This is a genomic window from Parabacteroides sp. Marseille-P3160 (genome assembly GCF_900162725.1).
In the GTDB taxonomy this organism is placed as follows: domain Bacteria; phylum Bacteroidota; class Bacteroidia; order Bacteroidales; family Tannerellaceae; genus Marseille-P3160.
Genome location: NZ_LT799418.1, coordinates 2,636,099 through 2,652,553 on the forward strand (window position 1 = coordinate 2,636,099; position 16,455 = coordinate 2,652,553).

The 16,455-nt window shown below is 42.5% G+C and carries 18 protein-coding genes, 1 tRNA gene and 1 riboswitch (1 of these 20 running past the window's edge); of the genes, 9 read left to right on the forward strand and 10 right to left on the reverse strand.

The window, feature by feature from the left end; all coding sequences use genetic code 11:
• The 5 genes in view from pstC to BQ8014_RS10435 are tightly spaced (at most 33 nt apart) and all read left to right on the forward strand, a layout consistent with a single transcriptional unit that may run on beyond the window.
• A protein-coding gene (gene pstC, locus BQ8014_RS10415) for a phosphate ABC transporter permease subunit PstC (protein WP_080904275.1) crosses the window boundary here: on the forward strand, window positions 1–323 show its final stretch. The gene continues 526 nt to the left of window position 1, outside the view; only the last 323 of its 849 coding nucleotides appear in the window; its start codon lies beyond the left edge, outside the window; it ends in the stop codon at window positions 321–323.
• Complete coding sequence (gene pstA / locus BQ8014_RS10420) at window positions 320–1,198, forward strand: phosphate ABC transporter permease PstA (RefSeq protein ID WP_080904276.1); 879 nt, start codon at window positions 320–322, stop codon at window positions 1,196–1,198. The genes pstC and pstA overlap by 4 nt, the downstream gene beginning before the upstream one ends.
• Window positions 1,183–1,980, forward strand: coding sequence for a phosphate ABC transporter ATP-binding protein (locus BQ8014_RS10425; protein WP_080904277.1), 798 nt, complete (start codon window positions 1,183–1,185; stop codon window positions 1,978–1,980). Before pstA ends, BQ8014_RS10425 begins: the two co-directional genes overlap by 16 nt.
• A 33-nt stretch (window positions 1,981–2,013) precedes the next feature.
• Window positions 2,014–2,682 carry a phosphate signaling complex PhoU family protein gene (locus tag BQ8014_RS10430; protein WP_234998025.1) on the forward strand — a complete coding sequence of 223 codons (669 nt, stop codon included), beginning with the start codon at window positions 2,014–2,016 and terminating at the stop codon, window positions 2,680–2,682.
• On the forward strand, window positions 2,666–3,367 hold the full coding sequence (locus BQ8014_RS10435; protein WP_080904279.1) for a response regulator transcription factor: 702 nt from the start codon (window positions 2,666–2,668) through the stop codon (window positions 3,365–3,367). Before BQ8014_RS10430 ends, BQ8014_RS10435 begins: the two co-directional genes overlap by 17 nt.
• Window positions 3,368–3,437: 70 nt before the next feature.
• Here the strand turns inward: BQ8014_RS10435 and BQ8014_RS10440 are convergent, their stop codons facing one another.
• From BQ8014_RS10440 to BQ8014_RS10465, 6 genes are all read right to left on the reverse strand, one after another.
• Window positions 3,438–3,959 (reverse strand): threonine/serine exporter family protein, encoded by a 522-nt coding sequence (locus BQ8014_RS10440; protein ID WP_080904280.1) that lies wholly within the window; start codon window positions 3,957–3,959, stop codon window positions 3,438–3,440.
• Window positions 3,960–3,972: 13 nt separating this feature from the next.
• Window positions 3,973–4,767: a threonine/serine exporter family protein gene (locus BQ8014_RS10445; RefSeq protein ID WP_080904281.1), complete on the reverse strand. Its 795-nt coding sequence runs from the start codon at window positions 4,765–4,767 to the stop codon at window positions 3,973–3,975.
• 144 nt (window positions 4,768–4,911) lie between these two features.
• Complete coding sequence (locus BQ8014_RS10450; RefSeq protein WP_080904282.1) at window positions 4,912–6,405, reverse strand: IMP dehydrogenase; 1,494 nt, start codon at window positions 6,403–6,405, stop codon at window positions 4,912–4,914.
• A gap of 117 nt (window positions 6,406–6,522) precedes the next feature.
• Window positions 6,523–7,764 carry a M64 family metallopeptidase gene (locus tag BQ8014_RS10455; RefSeq protein ID WP_087880503.1) on the reverse strand — a complete coding sequence of 414 codons (1,242 nt, stop codon included), beginning with the start codon at window positions 7,762–7,764 and terminating at the stop codon, window positions 6,523–6,525.
• A gap of 54 nt (window positions 7,765–7,818) precedes the next feature.
• On the reverse strand, window positions 7,819–8,580 hold the full coding sequence (locus tag BQ8014_RS10460) for an outer membrane beta-barrel protein (RefSeq protein ID WP_080904284.1): 762 nt from the start codon (window positions 8,578–8,580) through the stop codon (window positions 7,819–7,821).
• The gene (locus BQ8014_RS10465) at window positions 8,577–9,737 is read right to left on the reverse strand and encodes a PCMD domain-containing protein (RefSeq protein WP_080904285.1); all 1,161 of its coding nucleotides are present in this window, start codon (window positions 9,735–9,737) and stop codon (window positions 8,577–8,579) included. The genes BQ8014_RS10460 and BQ8014_RS10465 overlap by 4 nt, the downstream gene beginning before the upstream one ends.
• Window positions 9,738–9,956: 219 nt before the next feature.
• Window positions 9,957–10,025, forward strand: a riboswitch (Fluoride riboswitch).
• Between the two features lie 277 nt (window positions 10,026–10,302).
• Here BQ8014_RS10465 and eno point away from each other — a divergent pair.
• The 3 genes from eno to BQ8014_RS10480 are packed head-to-tail and all read left to right on the forward strand — an operon-like array spanning window position 10,303 to window position 12,404.
• Window positions 10,303–11,586, forward strand: a complete 1,284-nt coding sequence (eno, locus tag BQ8014_RS10470; RefSeq protein WP_080904286.1) for a phosphopyruvate hydratase — start codon at window positions 10,303–10,305, stop codon at window positions 11,584–11,586.
• Window positions 11,587–11,601: 15 nt separating this feature from the next.
• Window positions 11,602–11,973: a fluoride efflux transporter CrcB gene (gene crcB / locus BQ8014_RS10475; RefSeq protein ID WP_234998120.1), complete on the forward strand. Its 372-nt coding sequence runs from the start codon at window positions 11,602–11,604 to the stop codon at window positions 11,971–11,973.
• A complete protein-coding gene (locus tag BQ8014_RS10480) occupies window positions 11,970–12,404 on the forward strand; it encodes a universal stress protein (RefSeq protein WP_080904288.1) in 435 nt (144 codons plus the stop codon). Before crcB ends, BQ8014_RS10480 begins: the two co-directional genes overlap by 4 nt.
• A gap of 61 nt (window positions 12,405–12,465) precedes the next feature.
• On the opposite strand, the gene BQ8014_RS10485 is transcribed toward BQ8014_RS10480, so the two are convergent.
• From BQ8014_RS10485 to panC, 4 genes are all read right to left on the reverse strand, one after another.
• Window positions 12,466–12,542, reverse strand: a tRNA-Pro gene (locus BQ8014_RS10485).
• A gap of 286 nt (window positions 12,543–12,828) precedes the next feature.
• Window positions 12,829–14,151 carry an MATE family efflux transporter gene (locus BQ8014_RS10490; RefSeq protein WP_080904289.1) on the reverse strand — a complete coding sequence of 441 codons (1,323 nt, stop codon included), beginning with the start codon at window positions 14,149–14,151 and terminating at the stop codon, window positions 12,829–12,831.
• A gap of 78 nt (window positions 14,152–14,229) precedes the next feature.
• Window positions 14,230–14,580, reverse strand: a complete 351-nt coding sequence (panD, locus tag BQ8014_RS10495; RefSeq protein WP_080904290.1) for an aspartate 1-decarboxylase — start codon at window positions 14,578–14,580, stop codon at window positions 14,230–14,232.
• A gap of 6 nt (window positions 14,581–14,586) precedes the next feature.
• Window positions 14,587–15,441, reverse strand: coding sequence for a pantoate--beta-alanine ligase (gene panC / locus BQ8014_RS10500; protein ID WP_080904291.1), 855 nt, complete (start codon window positions 15,439–15,441; stop codon window positions 14,587–14,589).
• Between the two features lie 191 nt (window positions 15,442–15,632).
• Between panC and BQ8014_RS10505 the strand changes: the two genes are divergently transcribed.
• Window positions 15,633–16,454, forward strand: a complete 822-nt coding sequence (locus BQ8014_RS10505; RefSeq protein ID WP_080904292.1) for a glycogen/starch synthase — start codon at window positions 15,633–15,635, stop codon at window positions 16,452–16,454.
• Window position 16,455: the final 1 nt, after the last annotated feature.

Genomic DNA, 16,455 nt, shown 5'->3' on the forward strand with positions numbered 1-16,455 from the left:
GCTTGGGAGCGACCAATCTGGAAGTTATAACAACCGTTAATCTTCCGGTTGCGAGTTCGGGCATATTTGCATCTTATGTACTTGCTTTCGGACGTGCTTTGGGAGAGACGATGGCGGTGACGATGCTGATCGGTAACACTAATAATATTGCACTTAGTATAGGCGATACAGGGAATACAATGGCCAGTATTATAGCCAATCAGTTCGGAGAGGCGAGCGGCTTAAAACTCAGTTCCTTGATGGCTATCGGTTTATTGTTGTTTTTGATTACAGCGTCAATAAATTTTATAGCGAAATATATCATGAAATTGGTAAGCCGATGAAAAAGACCTATAAAACCAGCGCCCGCTACAGATTGGCCAAAGATAAGATCGTGTTCGGATGCATTTGCCTGCTAACATCGGTTACGATGGTTCCGTTATTCCTTATTTTGTCCGAATTGCTTCGGAAAGGATATAAGCAACTAAATCTTAACCTTTTTACGGAAATTGCTCCGACAACGATGGAAGCCATGATAGCCCGAATGAATCATGAGTTGATTCCCGGTGGAATATTAAACGGATTGACAGGAACCGTTTTGATACTGTCCATAGCTATTATGATCGCCATACCTTTGGGGATTCTTGTAGGAATCTATTTAGCAGAGAACGGAGAGCGGAGGTTTGCAAAGTTTATCCGCAGCCTTACGGATCTTATGCAGGGTATTCCTTCAATTGTAATCGGTATAATCGTATATTCTTGGGTTGTAAAGCCTATGCATGGTTATTCGGCCTTGGCAGGTAGCATTTCCTTGGCGATCATGATGTTGCCTATGGTTATCCGTTCGACGGAAGAGAGTTTGAAAATGCTTCCCCTGTCATTAAAAGAGGCCGGACTGGCATTAGGCGGTTCTTATATGTCCGTTATTTTGCGTATTCTCCTCCCTTCTGCTTTTGGGGGACTCTTTACCGGTTCGTTGCTTGCCATATCGAGAGTGACGGGAGAAACGGCGCCCTTGTTGGTAACAGCTTTAGGAGCCGCTATGGTGAATTGGGATGTGACGCAACCGACCAGTGCCATTTCCCTCTTGATCTGGGAATTCTATAATGATCCGAATTTAGCGGATTTAGTTTGGTCGTCTTCTCTTTTACTTCTTTTCTTTGTCTTAGGTGTTAATATATTTGCAAAAAGTGTAGCCAGTAGATGGAAAATACAATAGATATAATAGAAAATCCGTCATCACAGGATTATATTCTTCAGCTAAAAGACGTGTCGGTTTCTTACACGCCTGGAAAGAATGCGGTAAACGAAGTAAGTGCAGACATTCTGCCGAATACCGTTACTGCAATTATGGGACCTTCAGGTTGTGGTAAAAGCACCTTGCTGCGGGCAATCAACCGCTTGCATGAGCTCTATCCAAGTATCACAACTACCGGTGAGATCCTTTTGAAAGGACAGAATATCTTTGAGATGAATCCGATGAAGGTTCGCCGTTTGGCCGGAATGGTTTTTCAACGTCCGAATCCATTCCCGACCATGAGCATTGGCGAGAATGTACTTTCCGGTTACATGCTGAATAATATTAAACTTTCAAAATCGGAAAAAGAAGAACTTGTGGAAAGCAGCCTGCAACGCGTCGGACTTTGGAGTGAAGTGAAAGATGCAATAGGTAAGAAAGGGACATTCCTTTCAGGCGGACAGCAACAACGCCTATGCATCGCCCGGACAATTGCCCTTAGACCGGAACTTTTGTTGATGGACGAACCGACCTCGGCATTAGACCCGATTTCGACCAATCGCATTGAAGAATTAATCTTGGAGTTAAAAGAACAATACACCATTGTGATTGTTACTCATAATATGTCACAGGCGGCGCGTCTGTCGGATAATTCCATGTTCATGTACTTAGGAGAATTAATAGAATATGATAATACGAAACAGATGTTTACAAAGCCGAAGGACAAACGGACGGAGGATTATTTGACAGGTCAATTCGGATAAAAAGAGAAAAGGGAGGGAGCTATGGCAATTAATATGAAACAAAAACAACTTGAAATCTTATTACATGATTTCGAGTTATTGTCAAAAACGGCATTGTTACAGTTACAGATTGTGACGAAAGTATTGACGGACAATGCGAACGCCGCTCTGTATGAAGATGCGGAATCCAATGAGATAATAATCGATCGGTTGGAAATTAAAATACGGGAAGAGGTCGTTTTTACTGTATTTAAATTTACTCCGAAGGCATCCGATCTCCGGAAAATCATTACCTATCAGGATATCACGACCAATCTGGAGCGTGTCGGAGATATGCTGTTAAATGTAATTTATTTTCTTCGGGAAACGGATTTGTCTTCTTCGGACTTTGTACCGATTAAGAAACTTTTGCAGGATATGTTGCAGTATGTCAGCGAAATGTTACGTAAAGCAATCATTTCTTTTTCCAATGAAGATAGCTATACGGCTTACCAGGTTATCGAAGAAGATGACAAGGTCGATGCTTTGTTTCATAGAAGCGGTATTCTGCTGCAAGATATCTATGCTTCCAAAGAGTTGACTAAAAAGGAAATCATCCAGATTATCAATGTGAATTCAATCGCCCATAATTTGGAACGTGTCGGTGATAGTGCAACGAATATTGCGGAATCAACTGTTTATCTAACAGAAGGGAAGGACATCAGGCATGGAAACAAAGAATAATGACGTCTCTATTCTGATTGTAGATGACGAATCGGATATTCGCGAAATCCTTCAATTCAACTTGGAGCATGAAGGATTTAAGATTGATTTGGCTGATTCGGCGGAAAGTGCGCTGGAGATTCTAAGGCCCACCCATCGCCTCATTCTATTAGATATAATGATGGGCGGAATGTCCGGTTTCAAGATGGCGGACCTTCTTCGGAAGCAGGGAAATAATATTCCGGTCATCTTTCTGACGGCCAAAGATACCGAAAACGATATGCTTACCGGTTTTTCTATCGGGGGGGATGATTATATCTCCAAACCCTTTTCCATAAAGGAAGTAATAGCAAGGGTCAAGAGCGTTCTGAAAAGGGCTGAACAACAGAATGAATTGCCGGTCAATAAAGAGTTAACGGTTGAAGGATTAACCATTAATCTGGATTCCAAAATTGTAACCGCCGATGGGGAAGTTATTGATCTGACAAAAACGGAATTTAATATTCTTGTCTTGCTTATGCAAAATGAAGGCAAGACCTTTTCCCGGACCGAGATTTTAGGAAAAGCATGGGAAGGAAACGGGGTCGTATTAGACCGGACAGTCGATGTACATATCACCCGCCTTCGCAAAAAAATAGGGAGATATGGCGATTATATAATCAATCGTACAGGATATGGATATAACTTCAATCCGAGTGGAAAATAACGAAGGTTACGGAATATTCTAATAAAAAAAGATCCCATTAAGTAGCAATTCTTAATGGGATCTTTTTTTATTAGAATAACTTCAATCTGAATTTCTTTATTCCTTTCAACTGTTTGAATCGCATATTTTTGACGCTTTTCTTCCTGAATAGTAGCATTGCGATGCATATTCCGATAGCCAGACAGAAAAGCAGGCTGGACGTCAGGATGAAATTATAAGCAGTTTCGTGTAAGGAATGGCTTTGTTCGACATCCGGGCCTTCGTTGAAAATCTGGATAAGCCCGAGAATAGTACGATATGCATAGAGTCCCGGAATCATCGTAATACAGGCCGGTAAGGTAAAAACAACGGGCGGCGTATGGATTAAGTGTGCACAGAAAATACCTAATATCCCAATTGTTACCGCTCCACAAAAAGTCGAAGGTACGAGCTCACATCCATAAACGACCATCAGACTGCGGATACAATGCCCGATTCCCCCTAATATCCCGGCGATGGGAAGCGCTCGTTTGGGCGTTTCAAAAATCATGGCAAAACCGACAGCCACGAAAAAGGCGAAAAACACATCCGATAGTATTTGAAAAATAGTCATCTTATCTTATCTTTTAAAAGTTATGTAATCCGAAAAGTGTCATACTGAAAAACATCCCGATAGCAATGCTAAGCAATATGAATCCCCCATAAGCGCCGCGTGCGATTGCCGCTGTAAAAAAGCCCTGTATCAAATCGATGACACAGTTGATCAAAGGCACTCCCGGAATCAAAAATAAAACGCCGGTAGCCACCGCTTTTTCGGGAGAAGCTCCTAGTTGGGTTATCATATCCAGGCTCGTAACGCAAGTGGCTACAAAAGAACCTAATGCGATGGAAAGCATTTGGTTGAAGCCCTTTTTCAATACGATTTGCCGGGTAACTAATCCTAATAGTCCGGCAAAAAAGCCAAAAGTTCCGTCTACCCAATCTCCTCCGGCCAAAAGACATAAACTGCCGGATGCCAAAGCGATGAAAAGACGGATCATCCATATATTATGTTTCGGGGCCTGACGAGCCAATCGGACTTTCCATTCGATTTCATCGATGCTTGCATGCTTTTCGTAAGCATCCCATGTAAGTAAACTGATTTCTGTAACAATTGAATAATGAATACCTTGTTTGCTGACATTCCGGATACGGCTGTATGTATTATCCGGATTATAATTATCAATTACGGTTGCGCAGATTCCTGAAAAAGAAATGAATAACTCTACTTTAAACTCCAGCGTGTCAGCCAGGCGTTTCACATTTCGGCTGATCCTTCCGCAATGGGCTCCGGATTCAATAAGTAAGACACTGACATCCAGAATTAAATCTACAACCCTCCTAGCGTTCGGTCGATCGCACAGGGCTTTGTTTTGCTCCATAGATAAATAGGTTTGAAATTTTGAGACATAACAACATTCAAACTCACGTTCGGAAGATGCTTGTCTTTTTGTTATGATCGTTATTTGCTTATAAAATGAAAAAGCGGCTTATTTTTATAAGTCGCCTTTCCTTTTTTCCTTCTTTTATTTTTGTTCTTTTAAGATGACATCGTGAGCGCCTCCTTCGACAATACTGGTGGAGGAAACCAATGTCACTTTCGCATTTTTCTGAAGTTCGGGGATTGTAATTGCCCCCACACTACACATAGTCGCTTTGAGTTTGCCTAAAGTTATGGACAGGTTATCGTTCATCTTGCCGGCATAGGGAACGTAGCTGTCTACCCCTTCTTCAAACTTCAGTGATTCCGTTCCTCCCATGTCATAGCGTTGCCAGTTTTGGGCACGATTGGAACCTTCGCCCCAGTATTCTTTGACATAATTATTGCCGATCTTTAATTTCTTTGTCGGAGATTCGTCAAAGCGGGCAAAATAACGTCCCATCATCAGGAAATCGGCTCCCATAGCCAATGCCAACATCATATGGTAATCATGTACCAACCCGCCATCACTACAGATAGGAATGTAGAGGCCTGTTTTCTCCTTATATTTATCACGTGCATGAGCAACGTCGATCAATGCGGTCGCCTGTCCTCGTCCGATTCCTTTTTGTTCGCGGGTGATGCAGATAGAACCGCCTCCGATACCCACTTTGATGAAATCGGCTCCGGCATTCACCAGATATTCAAAGCCTTCCTCGTCGACAATATTACCGGCTCCTACTTTCAATAGGTCGCCGTATTGTTCTTTGATCCAGAGGATCGTATCGGATTGCCATTCGGAATAGCCATCCGAAGAGTCGATACATAAGACATCGACTCCGGCCTCTACCAATGCCGGTACACGTTCTTTGTAGTCCCGCGTGTTGATTCCGGCACCTACCAGCAGTTTTTTGGTACTGTCGGACAATTCAGCCGGATTATTGCGATGACTGTCATAGTCTTTACGGAAAACGAAATAAACCAATCGTTGATCCGAGTCGATGATCGGCAATGAATTCAGTTTGTGATCCCAGATAATTTGGTTGGCCTCGCTCAGGCTTATACCCAAATCACCGACAATCAATTTGGAAAACGGTGTCATGAATTCCTTTACTTTCATATCTCCCGCTTCTCTTTCTGCCCGGTAATCCCGGCTGGTGACAACACCGAGTAATTTTCCGTTGGCGCTACCGTCATCTGTAATTCCGATCGTAGAGTGTCCCGTCTTTTTCACTAAGGTGACTACATCGGTCAATGTATGCTCAGGCGTTAAGTTTGAATCGCTTATAACAAATCCCGCCTTAAACTTCTTTACTTTTCGTACCATCTCCGCTTGGGAGTCGATCGGCTGGGAACCGAAGATGAAAGATAATCCTCCGTTTCGTGCCAGCTCGATAGCCAGTTCAGGGCCGGAAACCGATTGCATGATCGCCGAAACAAAAGGTATATTAAGTTCTATTGCAGGCTTTTCTGTGATCCGATATTTTACGAGCGGTGTCTTTAATGAGACGTTGGAAGGTACACATTGCTTAGTTGTCAATCCTGGAATCAGGAGATATTCACCAAAAGTTCTTGATACATCATCTAAATAGATTGCCATATTTTAAAATGTTTGGAGGATTTTATATTTTTCTGCAAAAGTACTCAATTTCGTTGAATCGAACATCATATTTGTGTAATGATTTGCATGCTGTCCGCTCCTTGCAGCAATAAGACCTTAATAGTCTTTATCACATAAGTAATCAATCATCCGGAGGATCGCTCTCTGGCAGGCGGGACAGAACGGATGATAATCCCTCATCATGCAATGATCCATCGGGCGGTAGACTCCTTTGGACACATATCCTCCTCCTTCGAAGACACCTGCTTTATCCTTATAGGCATCCGTCAATGGAGTCGGGATGGGGGTGCCGGCCGGTAGCAAGTCTTTCCATTTGCTGTCGAAATCGATCAGGGTTGTGATATTGGGCTCCCACGGCTCCATATTGAGCGGATAGAAATCATTATAAGCAACTTCCGAAGAGAAATATTCATCTGCTAGGCCGGCAAAGCTATGCCCGAACTCATGGACGAAGACGTGAGCCGTTTTTTCGTTATCGGCGGTTCCGATAGCATAAAAATTATACATCCCGCCCCCTCCGTAGGTTTGGACGTTGACAAGGATAAAGATGGCATCGCAGGGAATGTTCCAGACGGCGTTCCTGATGGATCTCATATCCGGAGTGGTCAGATAACGATCGATGCCGAAGGTATAGTAACCGGAATTTAATGCTGTGTTTTTGAAGATTCCTTTCCCGGAGGAGTCCGTACCGGATTCTTCGGAAACAACACCTACCGCCCATACATTAAAATCATCCCGCCGGCTGCCATAGGGATCTGTCTTGAAAAGCAATTCGGTAAAACGCCGGGCGTCCGCTTCAAATTTTTCTTGCTCGGAGGCTGTATAGCCTTCACCGATAAAGACAAGGTCGACTTTTTCAGCCGGATCTCCCTTATGTTGGATTCTTGCAATTTTATTCTCCTTTAATTTCCCTTTATCGATAAAAATACTGCCGGGATCGACATCCATCCGCAGCAAAGGATGAAATTTATTTGTTTTTCGTTCTCTTGCCGTGATTTCCAGAATGATTGTTCTTTTTGGGAAAGGGACAGAAACGGAATTATCCCAGGACTGGGTTTCGTTCTTCGCCTGGTCGGTTGTTATCCATTCATCAAAGAGCGTATTGAAACCCCTTGAGTAAATTAACCGGCCACTCTGCTTGTCATAGAGGTTAATGTAGTTGCTGCCGTATATGAACTTGTCGATCAGATTTTTTACCGGGCCGCCCCATACCGGCTCTTCCCGCAATTGCCGGAGTGCGGCAGACTGTTCTTCCACATTACCGCTCAATGCGAAATCAACTCGCAAGCTTTTTTTCTCGAAAAAGGCGTCAAAGTTGTTTTGTGCCTGCGTTACCATACTGTAAAATAAGGTGACGCAGCAAAATACCCAATTTTTGTAATTCATTGTCTCTTATAGTTTGTATGAAAATCCAATCGTGAAATAGATATTGTACATCGAATAGGAAACACCTTTAAAATCAGAGGGGAAAACCGGAATCAGGCCATAGTTCAGCTGGCAGGTCAGCGAAAGGCGTCGGTAGAAGTTCCAGTCTGCGGCAGCCAACAAACCAGCATCGATATCTTTCTCTTTGTCGCTGAAATCGAAGGTTGCCGATTCGATGATCGTCTTACTTCCGTTGGGACCTCCGTTGCGGATATATCCATCCGAAGCGGTTCCCTCGAATTTAGACGTATGCATCCAGGAGAAGTAGCCTCCCAAATGAAAGGTCCATCCATCAAATGGGCGGTAAGAAGCCATGAGCGGAATGGTAAAATAACCGTTTTTCACCTTTGACTTATTTTTTCCGGAGAACGTTCCCGAATAAGTCCCGGCTGCTTCTCCTTCCCCTACCTGCAAGTTCGTATACCAATATTTTACCTCGGATTCTTCTTCAAATCCTTTATAATCAATATAAAGTCCGGAGGTTATGCCCCATCCCGGATAACTCCCAAGCCAATGTGTGGCGCGCAGGGCCAAAACCGGTTGCAGTCCAGGCTGGTACGAATTTATTTTCCTTATCTCCCGGGGAAGGGGAATCGGAGTCGTGCCTCCGATATTCAGTCCTACCAAAAGATGATATTCCCTCTTTTCAGAAGACTGCTCCTGAGCTTTCATATATGGGATCGTCATCCAGCAGGCAATAAATAATATAATTGGATAGGTCGTTTTCATTTTTTCAGATTCGGTTGGATAATTAGTTTTACATTGTCTACGACAAGCCTGCTTCCCGGGGTTCCGGCATATTTGTCTCCATCGTAACTGGCGGCAAAGACAATTGCAATTTTGTAATGTTTATTTTCCAGGTCAACAGTGGAGGGGTCGACCTTCAGTTCAAACGGAATATCGAAAGCATACAAGCCTGTTCCGGGAGAGCCTTTCCGTAATTCATCCGGTAAAACGGCCATAGAGACGATGCTTGGATCACTCGTGATATTCGTTCCGTCCAGTGTAAATTTATAGTCGTTGTCTGTCTCATATAAGATCGCATAAAGCGAGCACATATCCTTTTTATTCGGGTCGGAAAGAGACGAGAATTTGTCGTTCGGATTCACATAAATATAATCCCCTGTTCCCGGGCGGTAATAATAATATCCGGTCAATCGTTCCGGCATTTCACTGAAAGTGTAAGTCGTACCGAATTGAGTGGCGGTAAGGGGATTATTCAATGCATTAAGCGGAATCAATTTTCCGATGAACAACGAACCCGATACGATAGGAATATATTGGATGCCGAGAATATTTCCCGGTCCTTGCTTGGTAATCAATTCCGCTGCATATTGGCCTTCGGCTGTCATAACAGTCGTCGAATGGGTGGGGAAATCAGCTGCATTGCCATTCATATAGATGGCCACTCCCGGATTTCCCGAATCCCAGATTGTCTGTTTGGTTCCATCGATATATTCGACCGGTGTTTCATACCCCTTATTTGCCGTCTGGTTGGTTTCCCAATGCTCAAAGTCGTATTCTGCCTGTAATCTATAGATCACGGAGAATGTATACCGGCGTATTGTTTTACCGTTTTCCGAGGTAACGGTGTATGTGATGGGTTCTTTAAAATCCTGTTCAACTGTAGGTGAAGGAGTGATCGTCGCTCCGGGAGTGATCGTTATTTGGGGAACAATTTTCGTATTTGTAATGCTTGTTTGGGCGGCAAAGACGGAAATGTCCAAATCGTTTCCCGTAAGTCCCGAAAAATAATTCTCCCCGTAGTTTATATTCCATTCCGGTACCAAGAAAGACAAGATATCCGCTTCCGGGTTTTTAGGCTCTTCTTGGATACAGGAGGAAAGAAACAGTAATATAAGAAAGATAAAATTTATTTTTTTCATTCATTTCTTTATTTAATTGCGTTTTCAAAGATAAAAAGAAATGTGTAATATTTTTCTTAAACTTATATCGATCGGTAAAGGATGATTGAGAAAATGCTTTTATAAATAGCATATTCCCTTTAGGTCTTTACAGCAAAATGTACTCTTTCTCCTTTTTATGATATTATTTAATTGATTTTTCATTTGGCCGGAAATGTTTTTTATCTTTGTCGTGTGAAATTCAATAAAGGGAATGGGACTTCCCTGTTATAAACCGCTAATAAAGTAGCTGATAGTTCCTACTTATTTTAATCTATAATGATTATGAGTAGGAATTTTGTATCTATAGGCTATCCAATCCGTCGAATAATATCCGAAAGCAAAAATGATGATATACAAGGGTGCGTCAAAAGTCATCGTTTATTAACTGAAAAAATGATAGTAGTGAGTAAGTGCAGTCATAGTTATGAACAAGTGGATTCATAGTTATGATTGCGCGCATTCATAGTTATGATTTTTGACAGGATCTTCTTTTGGTGCAGCCCCTTTACATGTTACATAATATATTAATTAAACAATTCAGATTATGAAGATTACAAAAGTTGAAGCTCTTGAGATTCTAGATTCAAGAGGAAATCCTACGGTAGAAGCCGATTTAACATTGGAAGACGGAACGCAAGCTTGTGCAATGGTTCCTAGCGGAGCGTCAACAGGAGAAAGAGAAGCCACTGAACTTCGCGACGGCGATAAAAAACGTTATAAGGGGAAAGGGGTATTAATGGCTGTAAAGAATGTAAACACGATTATTGCAAAAGAAATTATCGGTAAAAGTTTTATCAGCCAACGCGAACTTGATTCTCTTATGATAGATTTGGATGGGACGCCGAATAAATCAAAACTTGGCGCTAATGCGATTCTTGCCGTTTCAATGGCTTATGCCCGTGCCAAGGCGTTGAGTACAAAAACTCCCTTGTACCAATATTTAGGCGGAAGTAATGCCTATGTACTTCCTGTTCCTTGTATGAATGTAATCAATGGTGGAAAGCATGCCGACAACAATGTGGATTTTCAGGAGTTTATGATTGCTCCTCATAATGCGTCATCTTTCAAAGAAGCCATACGCATGGGAGAAGAAACGTTTCATTCGCTGAAATCAGTTTTGAATGGAAAAGGTTATAGTACAGGTGTCGGAGATGAAGGAGGTTTTGCCCCCAATTTGAAATCGAATGAAGAAGCGATAGAAATAATACTTGAAGGCATAACCCAAGCAGGCTATAAGCCTGGTACGGACATAAGCATCTGCCTTGATCCGGCGACCAGCGAATTATGGGATAATGGCAAATATAAGTTGTATAAAAGTTCGGGAAAATCTCTGTCCAGCGACGAAATGATAGAAATGTGGGAAAATTGGATCCGGCAATACCCGATTGTCTTGCTTGAAGACGGATTGGCAGAAAATGACTGGTCAGGCTGGCAAAATCTTACCCGAGAGTTAGGAGATAAGATAGAATTGGTCGGTGATGATCTCTTTTGTACAAATAAGGAAATATTACAGAAAGGGATTGATGAAAAGATCGCAAATTCTATTCTTATTAAACTGAATCAAATTGGGACAGTCACGGAAACATTGGAGACGATAGAGCTTGCCAGGACTCATGGATATAATTGTTTTGTTTCCCATCGTAGCGGTGAAACGGTGGACACTTTCATAGCCGATTTAACGGTAGGTCTGAATGCCGGACATATAAAGACAGGAAGTGGATGTCGGGGAGAACGCGTCGAGAAATTCAACCGGTTTTTGCGAATTGAACATGCTCTTGCAAATAATTCTATTTTTGCAGGAAAGAAAACATTCAAAAATAATAGGTAAAGCATGTTTAAACGTATGGTATTAGTCGCTTTAGGGGGAAGTCTCGGGAGTGTACTTCGTTATCTTGGTTCTTTATGGATTACAAGGCATTTTCCACATACTTTTCCTTTGGGTACATTTCTGATAAATATTTCGGGTTGCCTCATTATCGGATTCTTGATGGGCCTGTTTTCCCGATTTACATCATTTAATGATGAACTTCGACTATTGCTGATAGTCGGTTTTTGTGGCGGATATACTACCTTTTCAACGTTCTCTGCGGAGAATTTGAACTTGTTTGAAACAGGTAACTACTGGACTTTAGCTTTTTATATAAGTGCCAGTATCGTGCTGGGATTTATAATGTTATGGGTTGGGAACATACTATCTAAATTAATAATACAATGAGTTATAAAAAAATCCTGATTGCTGTAGACAATAGGGAAAATTCAATGAATGTTTCACGAAAGGGTTTTGAGTTAGCTGCACAGCTTCAAGCTGAAGCTGCCCTAATCTTTGTCGTGGATAAATCAAAAGCGATTGGTAATCCTGATACGGGAATTATGCCGGACGAAGCATTATTGGTGTTGAAAAAGGAAGCGCAAGAGGCATTAGATCAATTAATATTACTTAATAATCAAAAAAAGGAGACTTTGAAATTTATGCCTGAAGGTCTGCCAAAAGAAACGATTCTTAAAATTGCGGCAAACTGGGAGGCTGATTTGATTGTTACGGGTATGAACGGAAAAGGCGGACTTTCCCTTTGGGTAATGGGAAGTGTCGCACAATTTATCGTTTTACATTCGCCTCTTCCGGTGATGATTGTTCCTAACAGGTGATAACATTCTCTCTATATCATGCCCTATGAATGATAAAGGCCGAACCTTTCGATTCAGCCTTTGGTCGGGATGAGACGATTCGAACGTCCGACCTCCACGTCCCGAACGTGGCGCGCTAGCCAACTGTGCTACATCCCGCTTTTTCTTTTCTGCGTGCAAAGGTACAAATATTTTGGAAGATGCAATAAGGAAAGACAAAAAAATAATAATATCCGATGCTAATGCCTTGGAATATGCTTATACACTCTTACGAAGGCGTTTCTTTGTCTGAGACAAACGATGATGCCTAAATGATAAAGTTTTCCCTTGCGGACTTTCAAGCACAGACAAATAATTTCAAAAAATCAAAGATCGATTCTATCTGCATATTACAGATAGATATTTTAAGTTAATGCAACAGCACTAATTCATAAAAGATTCTCTATCAAATCTTTTTCTTTTGCCAATCGGCATATTTTAGATACAAGGCGCTTGTTATCAGTAAAATGCCAAAGTAAACGATCTCGGTGGTAAAACAGATCTCTACCGGCTGCTTCATGTGGATAGCGAAAATATATAAATGTGTACAATAGATACTTAGCGTCAATAATTCCAGTATGAAAGCAGAACGTGTATTGCCTGTGCCGGATATTCCGCTGAAAAAGATGCTGCCGACAGAACTCAGTATGATGGCGATAGCGATAACATAAATGGAGGGTACCGAGTCGGCGAGGAGGGAGGGATCGTTCGTGTATACCGACAAGACCAACTGGGGGAAAAGTGTGATGGCTATTGCGCAAAAGCTCATAATGAGGAATGATATCTTTGCGATTTTCCGGATAGTCGGCAGTACTTCGTTAATTTTTCCGGCTCCGATAGCGTTGCTGACGAAGGAATTGGTTGTCGTCGACAGGGCATTGATCGGGATAAAGAGAACGATATATACGCTGCGTACGATATTGGCGATAGCCAATTCCCGCTGCCCGATATGCTCCACGGCAATGAAAAACAGAAAGAAGGTGCTCATCGATATAAAATATTGGAACATGGTAAAAATGGAGATACCCAATACATGCCGGAGCAGTTTGAAACTGAACGAACGGATTTTGTTCAATGCATACTTTCGACGATCTACAGTGAAGTAGGTATAAAGTACAAAGAAAAGGATGGAAACCGCTTCGGCTGCTACCGAAGCTATCGCCGCTCCCTGAATGCCCATCTCCGGCAAGCCTGCATTCCCGAAGATAAGCAGGTAGTCCAGGATGATATTCGTAATGGCCATCACTATGGCGTTTAAGGTCAAAACCTTGGTTCGCGTAATTCCGACGAATAAAGAACGGAACATCACGTTGACAAATGAGAAAAAGAATCCGAAGACCCGAATATCCAGGTATTCCACCGTTTTGTGAAGAATGGCGTCGGAAGAAATCATAAGGCCCATAATCTGATGTCCGTAGAGACGGGAAATCGAGAAAATAAAAGCCGCCAGGATTAACAGGAAAAAGATTCCCTGGATCATCACCGGCCCTACCGCTTGGTAGTTACCTTCCCCGTTCCGGCGGGCAATGACAATTTGGGAGCCTATACTGAAACCGAAGGCAATCGTGAAGGCGCAGATATAATAGAGTCCTCCCAAGGCGGAGGCGCCCAGTTCGACTTCCCCTACGCGTCCGAGGAATGCTGTATTGGTGATATTAATGATGTTTTGTGCTAGAAGGCTTAGAAAAATAGGATAACTGACGTTCCAGATCTGTTTGTTTGTATACATGCCTTGTGTGATTATTACAAAAAAGGCCTGACTTCGATCGACAGGCCTTTTCGTTTTATTTTCAGAAAGAAAGTCGGCTCAAATCAATTTGTTGGTTCTTGTGTCCGGAAATATCACAGCCGGTTTAAAACGCTTGGCTTCTTCGAAGTCCATCTGTGCATATGACATAATAATGATGATATCGCCCGGTTGTGCCTTTCGGGCGGCTGCGCCGTTGAGACAGATCACTCCGCTTCCCCGTTCTCCTTTGATTACATAAGTCTCGAAACGTTCGCCATTATTGTTATTTACGATATGTACTTTCTCGTTAGCAATCAGGTTAGCGGCATCCATCAGCTCTTCATCGATGGTAATGCTGCCAATATAATTCAGATTGGCTTCGGTGACCGTGACGCGATGAATTTTTGATTTTACAATTTCTATAAACATGACCTTTCAGGTTGTAATTCTTTTATATTTTATATTATCGATCAATCGTACATCCCCGCAATATATGGCTATACAGCCGACCGGTTCCGTACTTTCCTCCCATTTTTCGATGGGTTGCAGTGTACTGCCGTCAACAATCTCGTAATATTCCACCTCCAGTCCGGGTTGTCTATTCAGGGTGTCGACGACGAAGTCTATTACCTCCTTGACGGATTTTCCTTTTGCAAAGGTAACGCTTTCTTTTAATGTGGCAGCAATCCGGGGGGCAATTTGACGCTGCCCGGCGGTCAGGCGCGTATTACGGCTGCTGAGTGCCAGTCCGTCTTTTTCGCGGATAATGGGGCAGGTGCGGATTTCGACAGGGAGATTCAATAGTTGCACCATCCGGCGGATGACCGCGATCTGCTGGAAGTCTTTTTCTCCGAAATAGGCCCGGTCGGGTTCTACGATATAAAACAGCTTGCTGACTACCTGTGCCACACCGTTAAAGTGTCCCGGACGGAATTTGCCTTCCATCACTTTCGCTACCGCTCCGAGGTCGAATACACGGATATCCTTCTCCGGATACATTTCAGTTTCGGACGGTGCGAAAACCAGGTCGCAGCCGGCGGCTTCCAGTAAACGGCAATCGGCCTCCAGCGTACGGGGATAGGTCTGAAGATCCTGTTGGTTGTTAAATTGGGTCGGATTGACGAAAATGCTGACGACGGTCACATCGTTTTCAGCCCTGCTTTGTTTGACTAAACTGAGATGCCCCGGATGTAAGGCTCCCATGGTCGGAACCAGTCCGATCGTCTTCCGCTCTTTGCGCAGCGTATCCAAAAGCGATTTGAGCGCTTGTATGGATTGAATTGTTTTCATTCTATTTGAGGTTCGTTTTCGAGTGCAAAGCAAATAAATAATTATGGGATAAAAAAGAAAAGCTCTTTTCCTTTTTCAGCGGGTTTTACGTTTATTTAAAAGGTGCTGAAGAATCATTCACGAAATGTCTTTGATTATTAACCATTTTTTTTTACTATCTTTGTATTCGACTTTATAAACTTTTTTATCGAATGGATGCAAAAAGAATTTTATTTATTACCCAAGAGATTACGCCTTACCTTCCAGAATCAGAAATTGCAACAATATGTAGAAACCTTCCCCAAGGCATTCAAGAACATGGTCGTGAAATCAGGACTTTTATGCCTAAATATGGGAATATCAACGAACGCCGTAACCAACTGCATGAGGTAATCCGTCTCTCCGGGATGAATTTAATCATAGATGACACGGATCATCCGCTGATCATCAAAGTGGCTTCCATTCAATCTGCGCGGATGCAGGTCTATTTTATTGACAATGATGACTTCTTTCAACGTAAGGCTACGCTTTGGAATGAAAAGGGGGAAGAGTTTGACGATAATGAAGATCGTTCGATATTCTATATCCGCGGTGTGCTTGAGACCATAAAGAAACTGCGTTGGATACCTGACCTAATCCATTGTCATGGATGGATTACCGCTTTGACCCCGTTATATATCCGAAGAATGTATGCCGACGATCCTTGCTTCAAAGATACGAAGCTGGTTTATTCCATTTATGACGATGATTTCAAAAAGCCGTTTAGCGAATCTTTTGTAAAAAAGCTGAAATTGGACGGAGCGACGGCTAAGGACCTATCCTGTTTGAGCGAAGGAACTGATTTCGTTGCCTTATCTAAACTGGCCATGCAGTTTTCCGATGGTATCATCCAGGGAAGCCAGGTAATCAACAAGGAGCTGGCTTCTTACTTTTCCGCTTATGAAAAGTGTCCCAAATTAGACTATCAGTCGCCGGAAACGTATGTGGACGCTTTCAATGAATTCTATGATTTAGTGATGGATTCTAACAAATAAC